Source organism: Roseibium porphyridii (assembly GCF_026191725.2).
Classification (GTDB): Bacteria; Pseudomonadota; Alphaproteobacteria; order Rhizobiales; family Stappiaceae; genus Roseibium; species Roseibium porphyridii.
In genome coordinates this window covers 5,387,753-5,410,066 of the sequence record NZ_CP120863.1, presented here as the reverse complement: position 1 = coordinate 5,410,066, position 22,314 = coordinate 5,387,753, and the positions used below count along the sequence as shown (strand labels likewise).

General features: G+C 58.2%; 17 protein-coding genes. 14 read left to right on the top strand and 3 right to left on the bottom strand.

Annotated features, from left to right (window positions below; translation table 11 throughout):
* Positions 1 to 173 precede the first annotated feature (173 nt).
* The 14 genes from K1718_RS24920 to K1718_RS24855 all read left to right on the top strand — a co-directional run bounded on the left by K1718_RS24920 (position 174) and on the right by K1718_RS24855 (position 16,765).
* Entirely contained in the window at positions 174 to 4,187 is a 4,014-nt protein-coding gene (locus K1718_RS24920; RefSeq protein WP_265680447.1) for a hypothetical protein, read from the top strand.
* A 199-nt stretch (positions 4,188 to 4,386) separates the two neighbouring features.
* Positions 4,387 to 5,442 carry a 4-hydroxy-2-oxovalerate aldolase gene (locus K1718_RS24915; protein ID WP_265680448.1) on the top strand — a complete coding sequence of 352 codons (1,056 nt, stop codon included), beginning with the start codon at positions 4,387 to 4,389 and terminating at the stop codon, positions 5,440 to 5,442.
* Positions 5,443 to 5,459: 17 nt separating this feature from the next.
* Positions 5,460 to 6,896, top strand: coding sequence for a class I adenylate-forming enzyme family protein (locus tag K1718_RS24910; protein ID WP_265680449.1), 1,437 nt, complete (start codon positions 5,460 to 5,462; stop codon positions 6,894 to 6,896).
* A complete protein-coding gene (locus tag K1718_RS24905; RefSeq protein ID WP_265680450.1) occupies positions 6,893 to 7,693 on the top strand; it encodes a hypothetical protein in 801 nt (266 codons plus the stop codon). The genes K1718_RS24910 and K1718_RS24905 overlap by 4 nt, the downstream gene beginning before the upstream one ends.
* A gap of 11 nt (positions 7,694 to 7,704) precedes the next feature.
* A complete protein-coding gene (locus K1718_RS24900) occupies positions 7,705 to 8,370 on the top strand; it encodes a cyclase family protein (RefSeq protein WP_265680451.1) in 666 nt (221 codons plus the stop codon).
* Between the two features lie 12 nt (positions 8,371 to 8,382).
* Positions 8,383 to 8,658 carry an acyl carrier protein gene (locus K1718_RS24895; RefSeq protein WP_265680452.1) on the top strand — a complete coding sequence of 92 codons (276 nt, stop codon included), beginning with the start codon at positions 8,383 to 8,385 and terminating at the stop codon, positions 8,656 to 8,658.
* Positions 8,655 to 9,443 (top strand): AAC(3) family N-acetyltransferase, encoded by a 789-nt coding sequence (locus K1718_RS24890; RefSeq protein WP_265680453.1) that lies wholly within the window; start codon positions 8,655 to 8,657, stop codon positions 9,441 to 9,443. The genes K1718_RS24895 and K1718_RS24890 overlap by 4 nt, the downstream gene beginning before the upstream one ends.
* A 63-nt stretch (positions 9,444 to 9,506) precedes the next feature.
* A complete protein-coding gene (gene pseB / locus K1718_RS24885) occupies positions 9,507 to 10,550 on the top strand; it encodes a UDP-N-acetylglucosamine 4,6-dehydratase (inverting) (protein WP_265680454.1) in 1,044 nt (347 codons plus the stop codon).
* 45 nt (positions 10,551 to 10,595) lie between these two features.
* On the top strand, positions 10,596 to 11,813 hold the full coding sequence (gene pseC, locus K1718_RS24880) for a UDP-4-amino-4,6-dideoxy-N-acetyl-beta-L-altrosamine transaminase (RefSeq protein ID WP_265680455.1): 1,218 nt from the start codon (positions 10,596 to 10,598) through the stop codon (positions 11,811 to 11,813).
* A complete protein-coding gene (locus K1718_RS24875; RefSeq protein WP_265680456.1) occupies positions 11,810 to 12,601 on the top strand; it encodes a glycosyltransferase family protein in 792 nt (263 codons plus the stop codon). Before pseC ends, K1718_RS24875 begins: the two co-directional genes overlap by 4 nt.
* 28 nt (positions 12,602 to 12,629) lie before the next feature.
* Positions 12,630 to 13,673, top strand: coding sequence for a UDP-2,4-diacetamido-2,4,6-trideoxy-beta-L-altropyranose hydrolase (gene pseG / locus K1718_RS24870; protein WP_265680457.1), 1,044 nt, complete (start codon positions 12,630 to 12,632; stop codon positions 13,671 to 13,673).
* Positions 13,666 to 14,328 carry a formyltransferase family protein gene (locus tag K1718_RS24865; RefSeq protein ID WP_265680458.1) on the top strand — a complete coding sequence of 221 codons (663 nt, stop codon included), beginning with the start codon at positions 13,666 to 13,668 and terminating at the stop codon, positions 14,326 to 14,328. Before pseG ends, K1718_RS24865 begins: the two co-directional genes overlap by 8 nt.
* A 28-nt stretch (positions 14,329 to 14,356) precedes the next feature.
* Positions 14,357 to 15,424, top strand: a complete 1,068-nt coding sequence (gene pseI / locus K1718_RS24860) for a pseudaminic acid synthase (protein ID WP_265680459.1) — start codon at positions 14,357 to 14,359, stop codon at positions 15,422 to 15,424.
* A gap of 27 nt (positions 15,425 to 15,451) precedes the next feature.
* Positions 15,452 to 16,765, top strand: a complete 1,314-nt coding sequence (locus K1718_RS24855; protein ID WP_265680460.1) for a DUF4910 domain-containing protein — start codon at positions 15,452 to 15,454, stop codon at positions 16,763 to 16,765.
* 164 nt (positions 16,766 to 16,929) lie between these two features.
* On the opposite strand, the gene K1718_RS24850 is transcribed toward K1718_RS24855, so the two are convergent.
* The 3 genes from K1718_RS24850 to K1718_RS24840 form a co-directional block, all read right to left on the bottom strand.
* Positions 16,930 to 17,712 carry an AAC(3) family N-acetyltransferase gene (locus tag K1718_RS24850; RefSeq protein ID WP_265680461.1) on the bottom strand — a complete coding sequence of 261 codons (783 nt, stop codon included), beginning with the start codon at positions 17,710 to 17,712 and terminating at the stop codon, positions 16,930 to 16,932.
* Entirely contained in the window at positions 17,713 to 20,844 is a 3,132-nt protein-coding gene (locus K1718_RS24845; RefSeq protein ID WP_265680462.1) for a hypothetical protein, read from the bottom strand. It lies immediately after the preceding gene.
* 315 nt (positions 20,845 to 21,159) lie between these two features.
* Entirely contained in the window at positions 21,160 to 22,251 is a 1,092-nt protein-coding gene (locus K1718_RS24840; protein ID WP_265680463.1) for a capsular polysaccharide export protein, LipB/KpsS family, read from the bottom strand.
* Between the last annotated feature and the right edge of the window lie 63 nt (positions 22,252 to 22,314).

Genomic DNA, 22,314 nt, shown 5'->3' with positions numbered 1-22,314 from the left:
TCATAAAAAGCTGGACAAGGAGGCTAGCAGCTTGCTGCCGGCAGCATTTGTACTGGCCGCACTGAAGCAGACTGCGCCGCACCAAATTTTTTCGGAGAACCCGCGTGCAGTATTCAAGGGTATTGGACACATTTAAGAGATTTAGAAAACGCGGGCTGGAGCCCGTCACCACCATGGCGCCGGTGCGACTTGGCAGCGATGACTTGCTCTGTATCGCCCTGCCAAGCAATCTTGCCCGCTGTTTCAAACAGCTGGCTGGGGTTTCGGGGCAGGTCGCTTTCTGTGACCAGGTCGAGTTTCTTTCTGCGCAGTCCCGGAAGCCGTTTGAGCATGCCGGTCACCTTGTTGTCAGCGAATTCGTCGCAGGATTGCTCTGCGACGAGATCGAGGCCCTGAGAAAACGCGGCACCAAGGTTCACGTCGCCGTCTGGTCGCCATTGAACGATCACATCAGAAACATTGAACATTGTGCGCCGGTCGATTTCTGGTCCGGACGGCTTGCCCGGGTGCCCGACAATACGGATCTGGGAACCTTCCTGAAGACCGGCCACCTAGCGGTTGAAGATCCGCACAGTCTCAGCGACGTTTCGCATGACGGGACCAGGGAGGCGGACGTCTTCCAGAGAATTAGGGGCCTTGCGCAGAACAATATTTCCGTGACCTCCGGATTGGCGCGATCGTACGCAAAAAGTTACAGCGACGTGCTCGCTGAATTTTTTCCCGCAGGAGAAGACTACGACCTGGTTGTCCTGAATTGTGGAGGCCAGAGCGGCAACAGCAGAAAAAAGCGCACCAGAATTGCAGAGGAACTGGCGGCCAGGGGAAACAGCCGCAAGCTGATTTTCCTGCTTTATCACGACTGGGGTATCAAGAGCCGGGTGGAAAGCTTTGGCTATGCCAGGGAAAATGACCATCTTGTGGTGAGAAATGTCCCTGCCAGTGCACTTTTTTCTTTGGCTGGAACGGTTTACAGCGACATCCCGAACCTGTGCATTGAAGCCGGGCTACACGGAAAACCGTCCCAGGACCTTCGGGATCTGACCGCCTTCATCGCAGGCGAAGCAGACAGCCCTGTCTGGAAGGCAGAAGACGCCAAAGTTTCAAGCGATGCGTTCGCTGCGAAGATGCTGGATCCGGAAACCTACATTTTTGACTGCACTGCCCAGGAATTTGTTGCCTTGGAGACCATGTTGGCCCGTTTGGAAGAGCTCAACTCGCTGGAGCCGGTTGACGATATCGGTCAATTTGTCAGTGAAACGGCATTCCGGATCTGGCCGGAGAGGGTGTTCGTTCTTGGACGGGCCGGCTATCTGGATCAGGCGGTCGAACTGGCGGCTTATCTGTCACGGCACTACCCGGGCACGAATATCGGGCCTGGTGCCATTCACGCAAAGGCCGTGCTGCAGTATCTCAACGAGGAGTATGGAGAGCTCACGCAGAACCTGTCGGCTGTCGATGATGCGTCGACATTTGACCGCTATCTGCCAATCATCCTGTACGCCCGTTTTCAGTCGGGTGATTTCGACGAAATCCAGAACATCTCGAATGCCATTGTCCGGCACAGAGTGGAGCAGATCCACAAGGACACTTCAGTCAAGAACCTGAAGAGCCTCGAGCGGGTCCTGAACTGTCTCTACGAACTCGACCAGCTGCTGTCGTCTTATGGCCGCTGCTGCATGACCCATGAGACCCGTGTGGCGGTGGCCGATTGTTTGGCGGCCTTGTTCACGAGCTGGTCCAAGCTGTGGGTTGCCCAGCGCATCGCGGCGCGATCACTGTCACGTTCCACGATCAAGCTGCTGCACCGTGAAGACTTCGACATTCCGGAAAGTCTTGTGAAGCTGTTTGTTCAGCACAACAAGAATGCGCTGATGTATCACGTGTCCTTGCTGAATCTCCTGAACAACAACGAGATCATTACCGAAGAACACATGGCTGGCCGGCAGCGGATCATGGCCTATGTTGGCGAGCACACCGCAAAGGAATTTCAGCGTCAGGGTCTGGCCAGAAAACTCGACCCGGTCTTCTGGGCCAATCTGATGTCCTTCATTGCTGTCGGTTACGATTGCAGCGCCATGCGGACCGAGCGTTTTTTCGAATTGGAAAAGACCCTTGAAAAGCACCTGACAGGCGGGCCGTCACCGGTAGAAACCGCGTTTCTCTACTCCGGCATCGCCAAATTGATGAGCGGGTACATCAGGGCGCTGGAACAGTTGTCGGTGTCCAATTCACCGACGTCTGCGCTGGCTTGTGATTTCCTGAGGGAAGTCGTGAAGATTGCTCAGAAACGGTTCAAGTCGAACGCGACGATCCAGCAGGATCTGATCCGGGTCTATACGCGGCTGCGCGAACCGGACGAAGTTGAAAAAAGACTTGTGTTCGCCGGCCGCGGGTTCTGGCCCAACGTTCATATCAAACGCATGTTCAGCGATCACCTTTTCGCAGACGGGCGCATGTCGGACGGCCTTCGGGAGCTCGAGCAGGGGGAGACCCTGGTCCGGAACAACATGTTGAAACGGGCGGACAATCCGTCCTTCTTCAAGCAGATGAACGATCTCTCCAGCGACCATGCCCGCAAGAAGTTTTACCGGTCCTGCGCAGATCTCTTGTCGTCCTGTCCGCAACCGCAGGATCCGAAGGGCGTGGTGTTCGTTCTGCCTTATGATGCGCAGAACACCATGGCCATGGGCGTTCCGGTCATGGGCGAGCTGCGCAAGCGGGGTTATGCGACCCATTATCTGGGGACCGGCATCTTGCCGAAGGACCCGACCGGCATCGCCGAAATCGACAAGTATCATGGCATAATCAGCTACGATTACACGACGCTGAGCGACGAACCCTACTACGAGCGCACACTCAGGAATGAGTGGAAGATCGACTGGAAGAACAAGGTTCTGGAATGCGACGGGGTCAATTATTTCCAGGGCGTCTTTGAGTATCTGGCGAACCGGTACCGGCGTTTCGACATCGATATCGAAAAAGCGCCGATCCAGAAATTCTTCTACACCCAGCTTCTGAAATGCGACCGGGCGGTCTCGATCTGCAAGGACATTCAGAGCAACCCTGCACTGAAGGGGGTGCCTGTCCGGTTCATGGCGGTCTCCGCGCAGACGTCGCCATCCTACATCTACAAGGAGTTCTGTGCGGAAGTCGGCTACAAGGACGACATGCATCTGATCTTCCACATCAACGGATACGAGAACTACTTCTCCAACCTTGGTACGAAGGTCGCCTCCACAATGGGGGTCAGGGACATGACCGTGCGCCCGTTCATCCGCTCCCCGCTCATCGTGCGCCGAGATATGCTTGAACTTCCGGCCGACAGCGAGGTCGAGAAGGAACGCCTCAAAACCGTGTTGACGGCAGACCGGGTTGGGGTGGTCGGCCAGACACCGGTCGTCGCCGCCGTGGAAAAGCGCATCCGTGAGCATCGGGCAAAGGGGGGCAAGGTCATCGTCTGCTATGGCAAGGTCCTCTGTGACCTTGGTGTGCCTTATGACGGTGGACCGGCGCATCGGGACATCCTCGATTGGGTCAACCACACGATTGAATGTGCACGCAAGAGCGACGCGCTGGTGCTGATCAAGCCCCATCCGCATGAGCTGCGGCCGGAAATCGCCCGGCACCTGACCCAGACGCTGTTCGATGGCATTACCGTTGAGCTGCCGGACAACGTCATTCTGCTGGGCCATGACTGGTTCAACAATTCCCGGCTCAAGGACATGATGGACGTTGCCATCTTGTGGAACGGAACGTCCTGTCTCGAGATGAGTGTCTGGGGACTTCCGGTCGTGATTTGTGCGCATTTCGGCATGATCGACTATCCGGTCGAACTGATCGCACCGGAGAGCAGAGCCGATTATGAAAGAATGATCTGTGCTCCTGAGTCCCTGAAGCAACATCCCGACAGCGCCGGCCTGGCGATCGACTATCTGCAGAAGATGGGCGGTGAGACGGTCTTCTCACCCTACAAGTACTGTCCGCGGCCAGCCACCAACGACCCCGTTGGGCATTACTACTGGATGAAGGACGACATTAAAAAATGGCAGGGCCCCGGGGATCCATGGGTCGAAAAAATGGCGGAAGAATACCTGCGCAGCTTCACGCCGGGCGAAAGGGGCGTTGCCGGCGACCAGGACTACGAGCGTTATCGTGCCTACAAGCACGGGCATGGCACGGCCATCTAGGAAAGCGCCCGGCCGGAGCGGAGGAGCCTCGTACAGTTTCAGTCAGGCGCTGCAAGGCAGCGGCAGGCTTCGCTTGCATCGGGCGGAAATACCGCTTAGGTGAAACACACTTTTGGGAGCACGGAAGGCTGTTTGGGCGCCGGCCGGCCGTGTCGGGATCATATGGGTCAGTCCGGAACTGACGCACGGGATATTTGATATGAATCTTTTGGACACCACTCTTCGCGACGGTTCCTACGTCATCAACTTTCAGTTTTCGTCGGATGATACCCGCCAGATCGCCAAGGAACTGGATCAGGCCGGGATAGAGTTCATCGAGGTTGGCCACGGTGTCGGCCTGGGGGCGAGCCGCAAGGGCGAAGGTGTCGCGCGTGAGACCGATGAGGCCTATATGGCGGCAACGGCCGAAGTGGTCAAAAACGCGTCCTGGGGAATGTTCTGCATTCCCGGAATCGCCGAGATGTCAGATCTTGAAGCCGCAATCGCTCACGACATGGGCTTCGTGCGTGTCGGCGTGTCCATCGACAGGGTCGATGCTGCCGAGCCGTTTGTTGCCCGGGCGAAAAAGGCCGGCCTGTACGTCGCGGTCAATTTCATGAAAAGCTACACCCGGCCACCGGCCGAATTCGCGCAAGCCTGCGCGACTGCAGGCTCCTTCGGTGCCGACATCGCCTATCTCGTCGATTCCGCCGGCAACATGTTGCCGCAGACCGTCGAGGAATATCTCGTGGCAACCAAGGAGACGACCGACGTTGCGTTGGGGTTCCACGCGCATAACAACCTCGGCATGGCAAATGCGAATGCTCTCAGGGCCATGGAGCTGGGGGTGGAGATCATCGATGCCTCGCTGCAGGGCATGGGTCGCTGCACCGGCAACACCATCACCGAGCATTTTGTCGCGATGCTCGACCGGATGGGACACAAGCACAGCTACGATCTTTTCCGCCTGATGGACACTTCGGAGCTTTACGTGCGGCCCTTCCTGACGCAAGTGGGGCTGGACTCGGTCGATCTTGCCTGCGGCCTGGCCGGCTTTCACTCCAGTTACATGTCAGTCATCCGGGATGCCTGCATCGCTCACAATGTCGATCCGCGCGCTCTGATCATGGAACTGTGTGAGCAGACCCGCGACGTTGCGCCTGTTGACCTTGTTGACGAACTTGCCCGGAAGATTGCCGCGAAGAACACGGAAAACAATTATCGTCACCGCTTCCCGCTTCGTCAGTATTTCGGGCACGAACAGGACATTCTCTGAGGCGGTTGACCAGCAAGATGATGCGATCCTCGTTTTTCGACAAGATCCGGGCTGCGGCTGAGCGTGAAACCGTCGTGTCGCTGATCGACGACCGATCCGTGACTGGGTCACAGTTGCTGCATGCCGCGGATTGTGTTGCCGCCCACCTCACTGGCCTTGGAGCCGCGCCTCAGAGCCGTGTCCTCGCAGTGCTGCCTAATGGGTTGGCGCTTCTGGTGCTCTATGTCAGTTGCCTGCGGCACCGTTTCGTTGTCTGTCCCGTCAGTCCGGACAGCCCGCAACAGGATATCGACTACATCCGCTCCGTCTATCGTCCGGACGTGACCGTCGACCCCGCTGCCCTGGAAGCCTGCCTGAGGGAGGCGCTGGAGGAAACCCCGGCCACGCCGGTACTTCCTGAAGATGTCGCCTATGACGAGCGCGATATCTTTTCGGTGAATTTCACCTCCGGCACGACAGGTCGACCGAAGGGAGTGGCCCATTTTGCCGAGCAGATTTTGGCGAATGCCGACGCGTTCAACAGCCAGTTTGGCTGCCACGAAGATCAGCGCATGATGCATGTCATGCCGATGTATTACATGGCCGGTCTTCTGAACACGATCTTGTGCCCGCTCATGACCGGTGGTGCGGTTGTTGTGGCTCCGGCGCTGCTGCCGCGAACGGCCCTGTCTTTCTGGCGCCAGTTCATTGACAACGGCGCGACGGCCTTCTGGCTGTCTCCGACCATGCTGCGCATGGTGATGAAGCTGGACCGCACCAAGGATTCCAAAACCTATGCGGCTGAAAACCTGAGGCACGCGTTTGTCGGCACCGCGCCGATGGCGCCCGCACTCGGACAGGAATTCCTGGACGGATACGGTGTCAGGCCCTTGCAGAGTTACGGGTTGTCGGAGCTGCTGCTTGTTTCTTGCGACGACACGGCTGCCGGCACGTTCGGAGGTGTCGGCATGACCCTGTCGGGTATTTCGATCCACCTGGCCGAAGACCATGAACTGCAAATCAGCACTCCGTATCTCTTTGCCGGATATCTGGATCCGGACAGCGGCGCGATTGACTTTGCAGACAGGCAAAAGCCCTTCGACTCCGGTGACTTGGCCGAAATCGACGCGCATTCCCGCCTTCGGATCACGGGCCGCAAAAAGGACCTTGTCGTGGTCGGCGGCATCAATGTCAGCCCGGCCGCGATTGAAGAACGTCTGCAAGCCGTTGCCGGCGTGACGGACATCGCTGTTGTTGGCGAGTGCGATGACGTCTATGGCGAAGTTCCGGTAGCCTTTGTGCAGCTGGAAGCCGGGGCCGAGGAAGCAGCGGTGCTTGATATGCTTCGGGCCGGTGCTCAGGATCAGCTGCCGGCGGCAAGCCGTCCGGCGCGCTATTACATGGTCGAGAAAATGCCCACCGGCCCGACAGGCAAGGTGCAAAAGCGCCTCTTGAAGCGGCCGGACGTGTCATGATCGTCGGCGTCGATCATATTGCGCTTGCTTGCACCGATCTTGAGGCGGGGCAGCGTGCGCTTGAAAGTTTGGGACTGGACCAGCGATTTGCTGATCGCGGTGTCATGAACGCGCCGCAAAAGAAGGACCTTCTGAACGCATACGGGCCGCTGCACGATATCGCTGTTTTTGATCCTCAATCCGGCACGGCAATTGAAATCACGGCGCACGACGTTGCGCAGGCGAGCACCCATAACGGGTTCACGCCGGTTTTGGATCTCAGTGTCGAGAGGAAGGGTGAGCGAGAGGGGGCGGAACTCGACTGTGTGACCGCCGCTTATGGCGAAGGCTACGAATTGTATCGGTTGCCGGATCTCGACACCTATTGTTTTCTGCGTTCCGGGCAGGAGAAAAGCGCGCTGCGGGCGGGTATTCTCACCGTCTCGGATTTTGAGGGCAGCCTTGCCTTTTTCACCGGGGGGCTTTCGGCAAAGGTCGAGCGACAGGACGTAGTTGCCGAAAGGCGATGGGCTGTCGTCAAGCTTCCCGGGGTCATGCCGAAATGGCGTCTGGAACTGCTAATCGTCGAGGACCCGATTTCCCACAAGCGCACAATGCGCCTGGACGATGCCGGCTGGCCGTGCCTCGCCTGCCTGACCACGTCGATTGAAGCGGACGGCGAAAAACTGAGGCAGGCTTCGGCAGGCCGGGTCGGGGAAATCTTCGACCTGGAAGTGAATGGCAAGGCGCTGCGAATTCTTCTAGCTACCGGACCAAGCGGTGAACTGGTAGAGCTAATCGAAATTTCGAAGAAATAAGGTCATAGAACATGTCTGAAGTGGTGGATCTTACGCTGACGTTACGTGAAGGAATGACAACGTTCCCGGTATATTGGCATCCGCTCGTTGAAATCAGCCAGCTTGGGCGGCTGCACTACGAAAAACGGGAAACCCGCAAGCTCGTGATCGGAACGCATACCGGAACCCACATGGATGCGCCACGCCATTTCATTGTCGGCGGTAAGACCATCGATCAGCTTGATCCGTCGCTGTTCGTCGGCGAGTGTGCGTTGCTGGATATGACCGATTTCGGCCCTTTTACGGAAGTCAGCAAGGCCGACATGGAGCAACGTCTGGCGGGCCGGGAACCGGAGCGTCTCATGTTGCGCTTCGACTGGTCTGACCACATCAATTCGGAAGAGTATTACACGGACCATCCGTTCCTGTCGGAAGAATGTGCACAGTATCTTGTCGATATCGGTGTCAAGGTCCTGGCCATGGATACCCCCATGCCCGACAACCCGAAGAACGGCCGCAACTCTGACAATGACTCCCCCAATCACTACATTCTCCTGGGCCAGGACGTGATACTGGTGGAATACGTGACAAACCTCCGCGCTCTTGGAGATGTCGAAACATTCGAACTCTTTGTTCTGCCCCTCAAGATTCACGAGGGTGATGGTGCGCCGGTTCGCTGTCTTGGCAGAATAGGTTAAGGGGGGCAGAAGATGGAAACTGGAGTACAGGAGCGAGCAGTGGAACTGTCGTGGCTGATCAATTGGTTTCGTGAACAGAACCCGTTGCTGGCATCCCGGACGGATCAGGAAATGGAAGCTGCCGATTTCTTTGCGGCGGAATATATCGATTCGTTCGGCGTCATCATGCTGATTGAGGCTGCCGAGCAGGAATTCGGCATCTCGTTTGATGAAGACGATTTCCAGAATCGCGACTTCTCCAAGGTGAGTGGCCTCGCGGATCTCATTCAGGGCAAGCGGGCGGCATGAGCGCCGCCTACACAGCGCAAGACCTGGTAGATGCCGTTACAAGCTGCGGTATCAAGGCAGGTGACGTGATCTTCGTCCACTCCAATGTCGGCTATTCCGGGAGAATGGACGGGGTCCGGTCGCTTGATGAACTGTGCGCCAAGACTGTCGAAGCCCTTCTGGAGGTCACCGGACCGGAAGGCACGCTTGTGGTGCCGACCTTCAGCTATTCCTTTGGTTCCGACAAGCCGGAACGCCGCTACGACCCGGCTGAAACGCCCTCTGCATGCGGCGCCCTGTCAGAGTACCTGCGTAAACTGCCGGAGGCAGTCAGGTCGGCGGAACCGATGTTCTCCGTCGCGGCCGTCGGGGCGAAAAAAGACGAACTGACACGCGATGTGTCTGCCGAATGCTTCGGTGCGGGAAGTTTTTGGGAGCGGTTTCTGGATGCTGACGGCAAGGTCTGCAATCTCAATTTCGATGCCGGATCGACGTTTATACACCATGTCGAGCGCAAACTTGGCGTTCCATATCGTCAGGACAGGCCGATGTCCGGAGAGATATGGGATGGCAATGGCTGGATCGAGGCGGAATTTGTGTTCTTTTGCCGCGACATGAACGACCCAGGTGCAACCGCACGCTTTGAACTGTTTGACAAGCTGGCTCGCGAAGCAGAAATCGTTGCAACACAACCAGTTGGGCGAGGGAGTGTGGTTGTCATCAGTGCAAGGGATACCGAAGACTTCATCCGCAACCAGATCACCCGCACGCCCGATTTTTTGACTTCGCGCGGGATGCCCACTTGACAGGTCCCGGCTAATACGGGATGCAAGCGCCGCTCGCGATCACCTATAGAGAAGTAGATTTCAATGTATCGTATTTTTGACGCCGAACATTCTGCCAAGTTCGATGATGCCACGATTCTGGTCACCGGGGGCACGGGGTCCTTTGGCAAGGAATTTGTGAAGACGGTGTTGCGGCACCACAATCCCCACAAGATCATTGTCTTTTCGCGGGACGAGTTGAAGCAGTTCGATTTCAACCAGGAACTTCAGTCTCTTTTCCCGCAGGACAAACTTCGCGCCGTTCGGTTCTTCATTGGCGATGTCAGGGACCAGGCCCGGCTTCAGTTCGCCATGCGTGAAGTGGATTACGTGGTTCATGCCGCGGCCCTGAAGCAGGTGCCGGCGGCGGAGTATAATCCGCAGGAATGCGTGCGCACCAACATCCAGGGCGCCGAAAACGTCGTCTCTGCCGCGCTGGCCAACCGGGTCAAGAACGTTGTCGCACTGTCAACCGACAAGGCAGCCAACCCGATCAATCTCTATGGAGCGACCAAGCTCGCGTCGGACAAGATCTTCGTCGCAGCCAATAACTTCAGCGGCAACATCGGCACCCGTTTCTCGGTCGTGCGCTACGGCAACGTCGTCGGCTCGCGCGGCTCGGTCGTTCCGTTCTTCCGGGGCCTGCTTGAGCGCGGCGTCACCGAGCTGCCCATCACTGACGAGCGCATGACCCGGTTCTGGATCACCCTGGAACAGGGTGTTGCCTTTGTGATGTCTTCCTTTGCCATGATGCGCGGTGGCGAAATCTTCATTCCGAAGATCCCGAGCATGAAGATCACCGATCTTGCCGAAGTGCTTGCACCTGGTCTTCCGCACAAGGTCGTCGGCATCCGTCCCGGTGAAAAGCTGCACGAGATCATGATCTCGGAAGACGATTCCTACGTCACCGTCGAGTTCCCGGACCGGTACGCCATCGAGCCGGCCTTCAACGAATTCAATCGGGAAAGCTTCCTGGATCTGGCGCATGTGCAGCGTGTCACTGACCGTTTCTCCTACACCAGCGACAACAATTCTGAGTGGCTTGACGCTGCCGGTCTTGAGGATCTGCTGAGCAAAAGCATGCTCTGAGATCTTCGACCGCCGTCGTTTGATCCTTAGCGCGAGGCGTGATGAATGGCTGATTTCCTGCCCTATGGTCGTCAGATGATTGACGATGAGGACATCGCTGCCGTGTGCGATGTCCTGCGTGGTGACTTCCTGACATCGGGGCCGGCCATTGCCGGCTTCGAGACGGCATTGTCGCAAGTGTTTGGCGACCCGCATGTCGTTGCGTCGGCGAATGGCACAACCGCTCTTCATTTATCGATGCTGGCGCTTGGGGTTGGACCCGGCGATGTCTGCATCGTTCCCACGGTCACCTTCCTGGCCACGGCGAACGCCGCGCGCTATGTCGGGGCCGATGTGGTGTTCTCCGATGTCTGCCCCGACACTGGCGTGATGCGCGCTCAGGATCTGGAAGAGGCTCTGCAACGAGCAGCAGGTCGTAACGTCAAGGCCGTATTGCCGGTGCACCTCGGTGGACATGTCGCGCCGATGGAGCAGCTGGCCGCGATTGTTGCAGCCGTTCCGCAGGACCAGGCGCCCGCGATCGTCGAGGATGCCTGCCATGCCCTTGGCAGCCGTTACAAGACGTCTGAAGGCGAGTTCACCGTTGGGGACTGCCGTCATTCCACGATGGCGAATTTCTCCTTCCATCCGGTCAAGACCATTGCCTGCGGCGAGGGCGGCGCGACCTCGACCCGTGATCCGGATCTGGCAAAGGCACTGGCTGAACTACGCTCCCACGGAATGGTGCGGGAGGCCGGCCGGTTCCAGAATAAGGACCTTGGTTTCGACGGTGACGAGGCCAATCCTTGGTTCTATGAGATGCCGACGATCGGCTACAATTTCCGCATCACTGACATGCAAGCCGCTCTTGGAGCAAGCCAGTTGAAAAAACTGCCGGACTTTGTCGCCAAGCGCCAGGCACTGGTCTCGCATTACAATGAACGGCTGTGGGATTGCGGCCCGCTGATTGAACCCAATGCCGCGCTTGCCGGCAGCATTCCGGCCCAGCACCTCTACGCGGCACGCATCGACTTTGAGGCTGCCGGCAGGTCCCGTCGCCAGGTGATCGCCACCTTGCGCGAAGCGGGGATCGGTACCCAGGTCCATTACATTCCGGTGCACACCCAGCCTTACTACAGGGATTTGTACGGCAAGGTGGAGTTGCCCGGGGCTGACCAGTTCTATGCCAGAACCTTGTCGCTTCCGCTCTTCCCGGGAATGGAGCCGGGAGATGTGGATCGTGTCGTCGAGGCCCTGAAAAACGCCGTCGGCGTGAATTCATGAGCGGCGGACCGCAGCAGCGGACCGTTGCGATTGTGCAGGCTCGCATGGGCTCGAGCCGGCTGCCGGGCAAGGTGATGAAGCAACTGGGGCCGAAAACGGTGCTGGCGCATTGTCTGGACAGGTGCAAGGCCATCGCAAATGTCGACGAAGTCGTCTGTGCCACCGTCGACACGCCCGACTGCGATCCGATTGCAATTGAGGCGGAGCGGCTCGGCTGCTCGGTGTTCCGAGGGGACGAAGCGGACGTCCTTTCACGCTATGTCGGCGCCGCCGGCGCCGCGAAGGCGGATGTCGTTCTGAGGGTAACCTCGGACTGCCCGGTGATCGATCCAGAGGTTTGCGGGGCTGTGGTGGACGCAATGCTGCGGCACGAAGCGGATTTCGCGACCAACAACGCGCCGCCGAGTTTTCCGCATGGCATGGATGTGGAAGTGGTTCGCGCCAAGGTGCTTGAAGCGGCGTGGACCAACGCGCCGTGTGCGCATGATCGCGAACACGTCATGCCAGCGGTGCGCCGAAACCCGGCCCTGAAAAAACTGAACATGCATGCCGAAGGCGTCCCCGGCGCGGAAACCCTGCGCTGGACGCTCGATACGCCCGAGGATCTTGCCTTTTTTGAACGTCTGATGCACGCCGTGCCGGATCTTCCGGACCGCAGATGGCGCGAGCTGGTCGACATCTGCAATGCGGCGCCCGATCTGATGCGGCAAAACCCGCATGTGGACCAGGACACGCGTCAGCGTGTTTTCGAAGGCTTTGAACAGATCGCCTGCCAGGCCAGGGCCTGAAGAAACGGTAACCGGGGACAAGGGGTCGATGGCCAGTTGGGTTGGGTTCAGGGTTGATGCAGCCGCCACTTTAGGAGGCGGCCATGTCATGCGTTGCCTGACACTGGCGCGGACCTTTCGCAGCCTCGCCCATCACTGCGTCTTCCTGTGCTCGGAAGAAACGATAGAGGTCATTCCGGACGACCTCTGGGACGGTTTCGATGTCCGAACCGTGTCGGCAGGTTTGCCGGCCGAAACGGAGGAGCGGTTTGATCTACTGGTGTTCGACCATTACGGCCTGTCTGCACCGGATGAACGGGACTGGCGCAACCGGGCCGGAACATTGATGGTAATCGACGACCTCGCCGACCGTCCCCATGACTGCGACCTGCTTCTCGACCAGACATACGGGGTCAGGGCCGCGGATTATGAGGCCCTATTGCCCGACGGCTGCCGCTTGCTGCTCGGCTCGCATTACGCGTTGTTGCGCGAGGAGTTCGCGACCCATCGTCAGGCGTCGCTCGAACGCAGGCTCAGCGACCCGGCCGGCGGCCGGGTTCTGGTGTCTCTCGGCATGACGGATGTCAGCGGCATTGCGGGCCGGGTCTGCAACTTGCTGACTGCCATCGGGGGTCTTCAGCGTGTCGATGTGGTCCTGGGCCACAAGGCACCGAGCTATGGCCGGATTCAGGAGATCTGCGCGCTGGACGCCCGGTTTCAGCTGCACAGCGACGTGCGCAACATGGCCGAGCTGATGCTGTTGGCGGATGTCGGCATTGGTGCTGGCGGGACCACGACCTGGGAACGGTGCGCCATGGGGTTGCCGTCACTTGTCGTGGTGGTGGCAGACAACCAGATCAAGATCGCCGATCTGATGAACAAGGCAGGCGCCATCGGTCTTCTCGGTGACGCACGCACCGACACCGATCAGCATCTGTCGGACCAGCTGACTCGGTTCCTGTCCGACACCGAACGCTTGAGGGCCTTCGGCAGAAAGAGTGCCGATCTGTGCGACGGCGCCGGGGCAAGGCGCGTCGTGGACGACGTTCTGCAGCTTGTTGCAGCAAGGGAAAGGGCCAACGGATATGTCTGAAGATTGGTGGACACATAAGCGCACCGTTTCGGTCGTGACCGATACCGAAGGATGGTTCGATCCCTTCGCGCTGAACCTGGTGAGGCGCATAAACGACAGCGGCGACCATGCGCAATTCGTCCGCGATCAAAACCAGGTGCCCGAAGGCGATGTGGCCTTCTATCTGAGCTGCCTGAAACTGACGCCGGATGCAATCCTGGCCCGTAACAGGATCAATCTGGTGGTGCATGCCAGCGCGCTGCCCAAGGGACGCGGCTTTTCGCCGGTGGTCTGGCAGATCCTGGAAGGCCTGAACGAGATTCCGTTGACCCTGTTTGAAATGGACGGAACCGCCGACACCGGCCCGATCGTCCGGCAGAGCACGATCAGTTTTGAAGGGCACGAACTCAACGACGAGATCAGGGATGCTCTGGGGCGCAGTATTGTCGACATCTGCGTGGAGTATCTGACAGCCGAGACACGGCCTGTCGCCGTGGCTCAGACAGGCGAACCCACGTGGTACCCGAGGCGCCGGCCGGCGGACAGCGAACTGGATCCGGAGAAAACAATTGCGGAACAGTTCCAGCTGTTGCGGGTGGTGGACAATGAGCGTTATCCGGCCTTTTTTACCATTGGTGGTCAGACATACACATTGAAGATTGCGAAAGCGGATTAACCGCGTCACTCAGTTGGAGGTAGCAAACATGTCACAGCCGAAAGAGGCACGGTTTATCGAGATCGACGGTCGCAAGATCGGTCCTGATTATCCGCCCTATATCATCGCCGAAATGTCCGGAAACCATAACCGTGACATCAACCGCGCGTTTCGCCTGATCGATGCTGCCAAGGAAGCCGGCGCGGATGCGGTGAAACTGCAGACCTACACGGCCGATACGATCACGATCGACCATGATGGTCCGGGCTTCACCCTGGAAGGCGGGCTTTGGGACGGCCGCAAGCTTTTTGAGCTCTACCAGGAAGCCAACACGCCCTGGGAATGGCACAAGCAGCTCTTCGACTATGCCAAATCCGTCGGCATCACTGTGTTTTCCTCGCCCTTTGATTTCACGGCGATCGACTTTCTGGAGGAACTCGGGGCACCGGCCTACAAGATCGCGTCTTTCGAGGCCATGGACATTCCTCTGGTCAAGAAAGCGGCCAGCACCGGCAAGCCCGTGATCATTTCCATTGGCGTGTCCAGCCTCGCCGAAGCCGCCGAAACCGTCGATGCGGTGCGCGAGACCGGGCATGACGACATCTGTCTGCTGCATTGCGTCAGCGCCTATCCGAGCAAGCCGGAAGACGCCAATCTGGCGACCGTTCCGCATCTCGGTGCGGCGTTCGATGTTGTGGTCGGCCTGTCTGATCATTCTCCCGGCACCGCGCTGCCGTCGGCGGCGGTCGCGCTCGGCGCCTGCGTGATCGAAAAGCACTTCACGCTTGCCCGCGCGGACGGAGGCCCGGATTCGGCCTTTTCGCTTGAGCCGGACGAGTTGAAACGCCTGGTCGAGGATACGCGGGCCGCGTGGGCCGCCAAAGGGACCGTCAATTACGGCACCAAGGGCTCGGACGAGGCAAAAATGGGCATGCTGCGCCGCTCTCTCTACATCGTTGAGGACATTGCCGCCGGTGAGCCGTTGACGGAGACGAATGTCCGGTCGATCCGCCCGGGGCATGGTCTCAATCCGAAATATCTTCCCGATGTGATGGGCCGGACCGCAAAGCGCGACCTGAAGCGCGGTGAGCCACTTGCATGGGATCTGCTCGGCTGAGGCCGGTACCGTCGAAAAGGACACAGAATGCCGCTCGGATTTGACACCCCGTCCATCGGCGAAGTCGCCCATGGCCGAGCCCGGGACCTTTGGCCGATCTGCCGGTCCCTGACCGGTCCGGGCGTGCGTGAAACACTCGCCTATCTCAAGGCGATCCTGCCCGGCTTGCAGATCCACGAGGTCGCCAGCGGAACGAAGGTCTTCGACTGGACGGTGCCCAGGGAATGGCACATGCGCTCCGGCCGGCTGACAGGGCCGGACGGCAAGATCATTGCGGATTTCGCCGACAACAACCTGCATGTGGTCGGATATTCCGTCGGTGTGGACACGGAGCTGTCGCTGGAGGATCTCCAGGGGCATCTTTATTCGCTGCCCGATCAGCCCGAGGCCATTCCCTATATCACCTCCTACTACAATCCCCACTGGGGATTTTGCGTCCCGCAACAGGTCCGCGACACGATGCAGCCGGGCACCTATCGCGCGGTCATCGATGCGGACCATGTGGATGGTGTGCTCAACTACGCGGATCTGGTCGTTCCCGGAAAGACGGACGAGGAGGTGCTGATTTCCACCTATGTCTGTCATCCCTCCATGGCCAACAACGAGTTGTCCGGCCCCGTCGTGGCAACGGCGGTCGCCGAATGGATTGCCGCCCAGGATAATCACTACACCTACCGCTTCGTGTTCGTGCCGGAGACCATCGGTGCCATCGCCTATATCCACGAACGGCTCGAGGCGCTGCGGGCAAAAACCGTCGCAGGCTATGTTCTGACCTGCATCGGCGATGACCGGTCCTATTCCTTCATGCCCTCGCGCGAAGACGGGACCTTGTCGGATCGGGCAGGGCGCCTGGCACTCGCGTCGGTCGCGCCGGACTATGAGGAATACAGTTTTCTGACCCGCGGCAGCGACGAACGGCAGTATTGCAGTCCGGGCGTCGATTTGCCGATCGCCTCGATCATGCGCACCAAATACACGGTCTATCCGGAATATCACACCTCTCTGGACGACCTGACGCTGGTCACACCGTCTGGTTTGCAGGGCGGATTCGAGGCTGTCGCACAGGTCCTTGCCATCATCGACAACAACCGGGTCTGGAAAATCAAGCGGCCGTGCGAGCCGCAGCTCGGCGCCCGTGGTCTTTATCCGTCCGTCAGCACCAAGAACAAGGCCCGGCAAGTGCGCACGCTGCTGAACATCAACGCCTATGCGGACGGCACGCGCGATTTCATTGACCTGTGCCAGACCATTGAGGCGGATCCCGCGGAGGTCTTGCCGCTGTTGCACAAGCTGATTGACGGGGATGTGCTGGAGGAGGTCGCCGGCCCGACGGTAGCCTGAGCCGTTCCCCGATAGCTGAGGGGGGCGGACTGTTGAACGGGCGGCGAGGAACGCCGCCGGAGCAGGCATGGAAAGGTCGGGCCGGGTTCAGCGCGTGCACCCTGTTCCATGGACCTTACGCGGAGGGGCCAAGGATCTGATGACCTTGGTCACCGGGGGGAACATCATTTCATGGTCAGGAAATACGGGTCCGTCTCGATGAGCTCCGTTGTCAGATCGTAATAGTCCCGCGTTCGAATGCCGCAGATGAACCCTCTACCAACCTTTGCGGATATCGCGATGTCTCTGCTATGCGCAATTCCGTTGATGGTCCGGCAGTCAGTCCGGCTGTTCGCCTGGGTAATGTCGCGCGAGTTGAAGACGGAAACGGTGTGATACTTGTTGCCGTCATAATCGATGCAGGTCCCCGAGAAGGTGCGGTCGACACGGTAGGGAACCTTGTTCCTAGCTTCGACGTAGTGGATATAGGTCGACGTAATGTCGATGTTGAGGTTGATGATAATCGCGTTCAAGTCGGTCAGGCGCGCCCAGACCGAGCGTTCACCAAAAACCTCGGTATCGGCGTCCTGTGTCAGTTCAATCTTGCGATTGCCGATCGCGCAGACTGAGAACATGGGATCCAGACTACGGATACTGTCTTCTTTCTGCCTGACTTGTTCGGGGAAAGTGCCACCGACACCCGGTGTGTTGCGCACGTCAAACAGTTTCTCTGGATGGTCGCTTCCAAAGGAATAGGAGAAGGTCGGCACCAGCAGCGTGCCCTCTGCACCGATGACATCGAAAATCGCATCCAGCCAGAGCGAGCAGACCTGCTTTGCACTACCGGCATCTTTCGCCCGCCCGAAAAAACCGAGATTGGAGTGCGAATAGATGACGTCGCCCTGTTTCAGACCGACGCGCCTGAGTGAGTCGACGATGTGATCAAATCGGTAGTCTGCCTCACTCATTCAGATCAGCCCAGCACCGGAAAGTTGTTGTTCGATTGTTTTCGTGCCAGATCTTACACCTCTTGTGAATTCCGCGTCTTGCAATTTGATGAACAAGGACCTGGTCTGGTCGGAGCAATAGCTTTCTTTGCTGTGTTCAAACACGTCTGCAAACAGTTTGGTGATGTTCGGGTCCTTTCCCTGCAACAGCTTTTCTATGTCTTGTTCGCGCCAGTGCTCTTGCGGGATGGGATCGTTCGTCATTTTCACCGCAGTGTATGGCTGTGGCACGGACAACGGCCCCGTTGACGATTGCATCAGGATCAGGCGTTGCGCCGCAAGCTTTGTGGCGTCGTCCACCTTGAGCGAGGGGGGATCGGTCAGCACCCGCTCGTAGTGCGCTCGGGACTCCGGGTAAACCATCTTGACCGGATAATCGAAGCGTCCAGCATAGGAGCACATGATGACCGGGCAGCCCTGCGACAGGAGTTCTAGGGAGGAAGAGCCGTTCCACAAAATGGCGGTGTCGATGATGCCCAGCAGCTGCTGGATGTTGAACCAGGTCTTGTCCAGCATGATGACATTGGGATTAGATTGAACATGCGCTGCCATGCTTGTGACCGGATACCGTGTGATCGAGCGGTTGCTCTCGTGCGGATGCGGTTTGATCAGGACGACCGTATTGCTGTCGGCGACGGCACTTGTATGCATGATCCAATCGAGCTGATCGACATGCGCCGGACCGCCGTCGGTCGATACGCCGAGATCGGTCAGGACCTTGCCGAATACGCAAAGAATTTTCTTCCCCGAGCGCTTTTCCTGTTTCAGTCTGCTCAACACCTTCTGAGCCTCAGGGCCAAGAGCGGCCTGTCCCGTCCGGTTCAAGCGAAGGATCTGATCGAGATTTTTCCGGACCTCGGTTTTCAGCTCCGCATTGTCCTTCGCCCAGTCTTCAAAAGCCTTGCGTGTTGTGAAAATCGGACCCCGACGAAACGGGAACGCGGTAATGTTTGCTGCCGCAACGGTGCTGCTTCTGAGCTTGCTTTCCTGTGATGAATAGTTTTCGTACCCGGTCGAGACCGAGATGAAATTCACATCGGATGCATAGCCTCGCGCAGAGCAATAGGCCATCGCGGATTGAGCGGGAGCGGATTGTCCCTCGTTGCCTATGATGTAGCAGGGCCGGCCGCTGATCTGAGCCAGTTTCTCCACCGCCCGGGAAAGAAAGATCATTCGGTCGGCAAGTGAGACTTGCGCATTCGCGTAGTTTCGGGTGGAGAGCGACGAGACCTTGAATTCCGGCGTTCGATAATAGTTCTGCAGTTTCTCGGCAATGCCTGCGTAACATTCAACGCCGTCGAGTTTGATCGACTTCCGCTCCCAGTTCACGGCATTGTCGTTCAACAGCGGCCGGTAGAGCCGCGGACGGCCCCTTGAGTGGATCTGGCTGTTGCTGACGTGATTGCGGATAAACGCCAACAATGAGTCGGCATCCTCCAGGCACTCAAGCTGTTCCGCCTCGGCGTAAAAGTCCTTTATGCCTTCGGAAACGCTTCTTGCGTTCTGCTTGACCGCGATTTCCGCGCTCACGCCAAGCTGGGATGAGATGAACGCGACGCGATACCCCTTGCGCTTCGCTTCGATACTGAGCGGCATTGCCAGATCCAGCGTATCCGCAGCATAGGTCAGGACAAACACATAACCGCGCGGCGCGTCCGGTTCTGGCAACGCTCCAAGTATCTCCTTCGATTTTGAAACGAACTTTAGTCTGTCAAAGTAATTTGAAAGTTCTTTGAGAAGGATGTGATTTCGAAGATTGCCTTCAGGTGTCAATTCTTCGATCCGGTTCTGGCATTTCTGGCAGAACTCTCGGAATTTGGCTTGCTCGCAATTGTCCGACGCCCAGATCAGCAAAGGTTTGAGCCAGAAGCTGACGCGCAGCGGCTGCTGGTTCAAGAGCAGGTCGATGACGGCATCCAGGTGTTTGTTGGCGCCCAGGGTCAGCAGAAGATTGGTAAATGCTTCCACGCAACGGTCGTTGAGCGAGAATTTTTCAAAGAAGGCGGTCGCGATTTTTGAAACGATGTCGTCGAGATAGTCCAGAACGGCGGACGACATCGTGTATTCCGTGCTCAGAAAGCTGTTCAAGTGACCGCAGACGTCGCAGAACCGCGACGAATTGAGATCCGTTTCGAGGCTTTGGGCCAGGTATTGCAGACACCGGGTCTTGAAGTCCTGGGAAACAGGTCTTGATTCGGCCTGCTCGATGATGCTTGTCGCCAGCAGCACGTTGGCAATCAGACGTTGGCCCGGCGCTTGGGCCTCGGGCTGCTCCTCATGGGCCTGAAGCTCGTCGAGCCTTTGATGGCACTGCGGCAGGATTTTTTCGCGCAGCAGGTCGCTGGCCAGCGCCTCAAGTTGCGAGCGGGTCGCATCCCGGCAGATCTGGCGTGTCTTGAGGATGTTGTAATAGGAGACAGCCCGGTCAAATCCGGTGTTTGCCTGTTGGGTGATGATGCGCGCGGCTTCATGACCCGGGGCGGCATCGCACCGGCACGAGACACGCGTCAGGTGATGAACAAAGGGCTCGATAACCGATAGAAGCTTGGAATACTGGCGTTCGGAGGGACAGGTTTCGAAAAGGTTCTGAATCGATTGCCAGATCAGTTCAACATGACCTGGCTGCAAGACTTTGTAGCCGAACAGCTCGAGCTTGTCCTGGGTAAAGCTGAGGCTGGAAAGCAACTGGACGCCCAGGGTGACAGCGTGCTGAAAGTCGGTATGCGCGTAGCCCGTGCCGTTGTGCCACAGTTTCGCGATCAGCTGCCGAAACACCGCAAAACAGCGGTTGTTGTAATCGGAAACAGCGTCGAACATGCGATGCTCGATGAGGCGCATCGCGACGACGTGGTTTTTCAGGCCGATTGTTCCGGCATCCGTCGTTTCAGCGGCGATGACAATGGTCGAGAAATCCGCGGTCGAAGGTGGCGTATTGCCGTTTGGGCCATGCGAATGGGTGCGAAATGTCAGGAGACAGAGCTTCTCCGACAGGGCAGACGCAGCAGCGGATTTGTCTTTTTCTCGAGAATATTCTTCCAGAACCGTGTTTAGAAATGTCTGGCCGTCCAGGCCGAATACGTCATCAGATTTCATACTGTGCCTGTTCGAATGTTGCTTAGCGAAATGAAACTTGCTTTTTCCGCTGGCAGATCAAAGGTCATTTTAGACAGTTTAAGGAGAGTTCCACGGTCCGGTGTGCGATGAAATCTGTGATACAGAATTCCAAAATCCTTTGGAAGGTGTTTTCCATTGCGAATGAACATCGGCACCGCGGCTGCGTGACCCGGTTTTATCTGTCCAGTTCGCTCGCGTGGATTAAGGTCCAGGTTCAAACGTCTGGAGCGCGCAACTGTTCGGGGGAGCGGTGTCGCCGGTAGACGTTGCCGCAGGCCCGGTCCGGCCCTTCAGCTACGTGCGCAGCTGGTCTGTCAGGATCCGCACGACGGCAAAGATGTCCGTCGTCTGACCGTTCTCCGTCAGATACAGCGGGTATTCGCCATAGGCGGCCCAAAGCAGGCTTTCGGGCGTCAGATCCGCCACCTCTTCGCCTGGCACGTTGCGGTCGTCCGTCAGCCCCCAGGCGGCATACCAGGGACCGCCGAGCGTCGTGACGGGGGCACCGCGCAACAGCATCTCGAAGCCCGCCAACGAGGAAATCGTGTAGATGCGTTTAAAGGCATCGGCATAGGCGAACATGTTGACGGCCTGCGGAAATTCGCGGAGCTCGGGAAACCGCCGGAACGGTGCGCTATAGGGTTCGGCGATGCCGCGATGGACTTCGGGATGCGGCTTGAAATAGATGGTCGCCCCGGGGTTTTCCCGGATCGCGAGTTCGACCAGCTGCTCACAGGTGACATACGGATCCGGTCCGCGGCGGATCGACTCGTCACGTTCCACCTGCCCCAGCACCAGCACACTCTGGTCGGCGACCTCAAAACGCGCCCCGGTGTCCTTGAAGTTATATTTGGACAGGTTCTGTTCCAGGATAAGCTGTTTGAGTTCGCTGCCCTTGTCATGGAACTGCGTCTTCTGGTCCGCGGTGAGGGAGCGCAGCATCTTGTGAAGGGTGCTGGTCCGGGACTTGTGAAAATAGAGGTCGGTTTCGCGCTCGATGATGATCGACAACGGCTTGATGCGCTGTGCACCCAGACCGACGGAGCGCAGAAAACCGTCTTCGACCCGGCAGATGCGGCAGTTGTTGGTGTTGCTCAGCGCGGAAAGCCAGTAAGGATCCTTGTAGGACCAGACATGGACGTCCTGGTTCCGGACACAGTCGAAGGCCGCCTCGATGAGCTTGGGGCCGTTGTAGTGTTCCTCGCCCACGAAGAGAATGTCCCGATCGCTGAACACCGACTGGTAGAAGGCGCGTTTCCATCCGGTGAAGCCGAAGAAAAGCACCTTGTCGCCCTGCCTGAGGGATTTGGCGAGCCTGCGGTCGATTTCGCTCGAAATCAGATCTGCGGACAGCGACACCGCCCGTTCAGCAATTTTGAACAACATGGCTGCTGTGCTCGTTCAGTGGTCGTTGGCGGGCAGGCGAAAGGCCAGGGCTTCCTGGCCCTG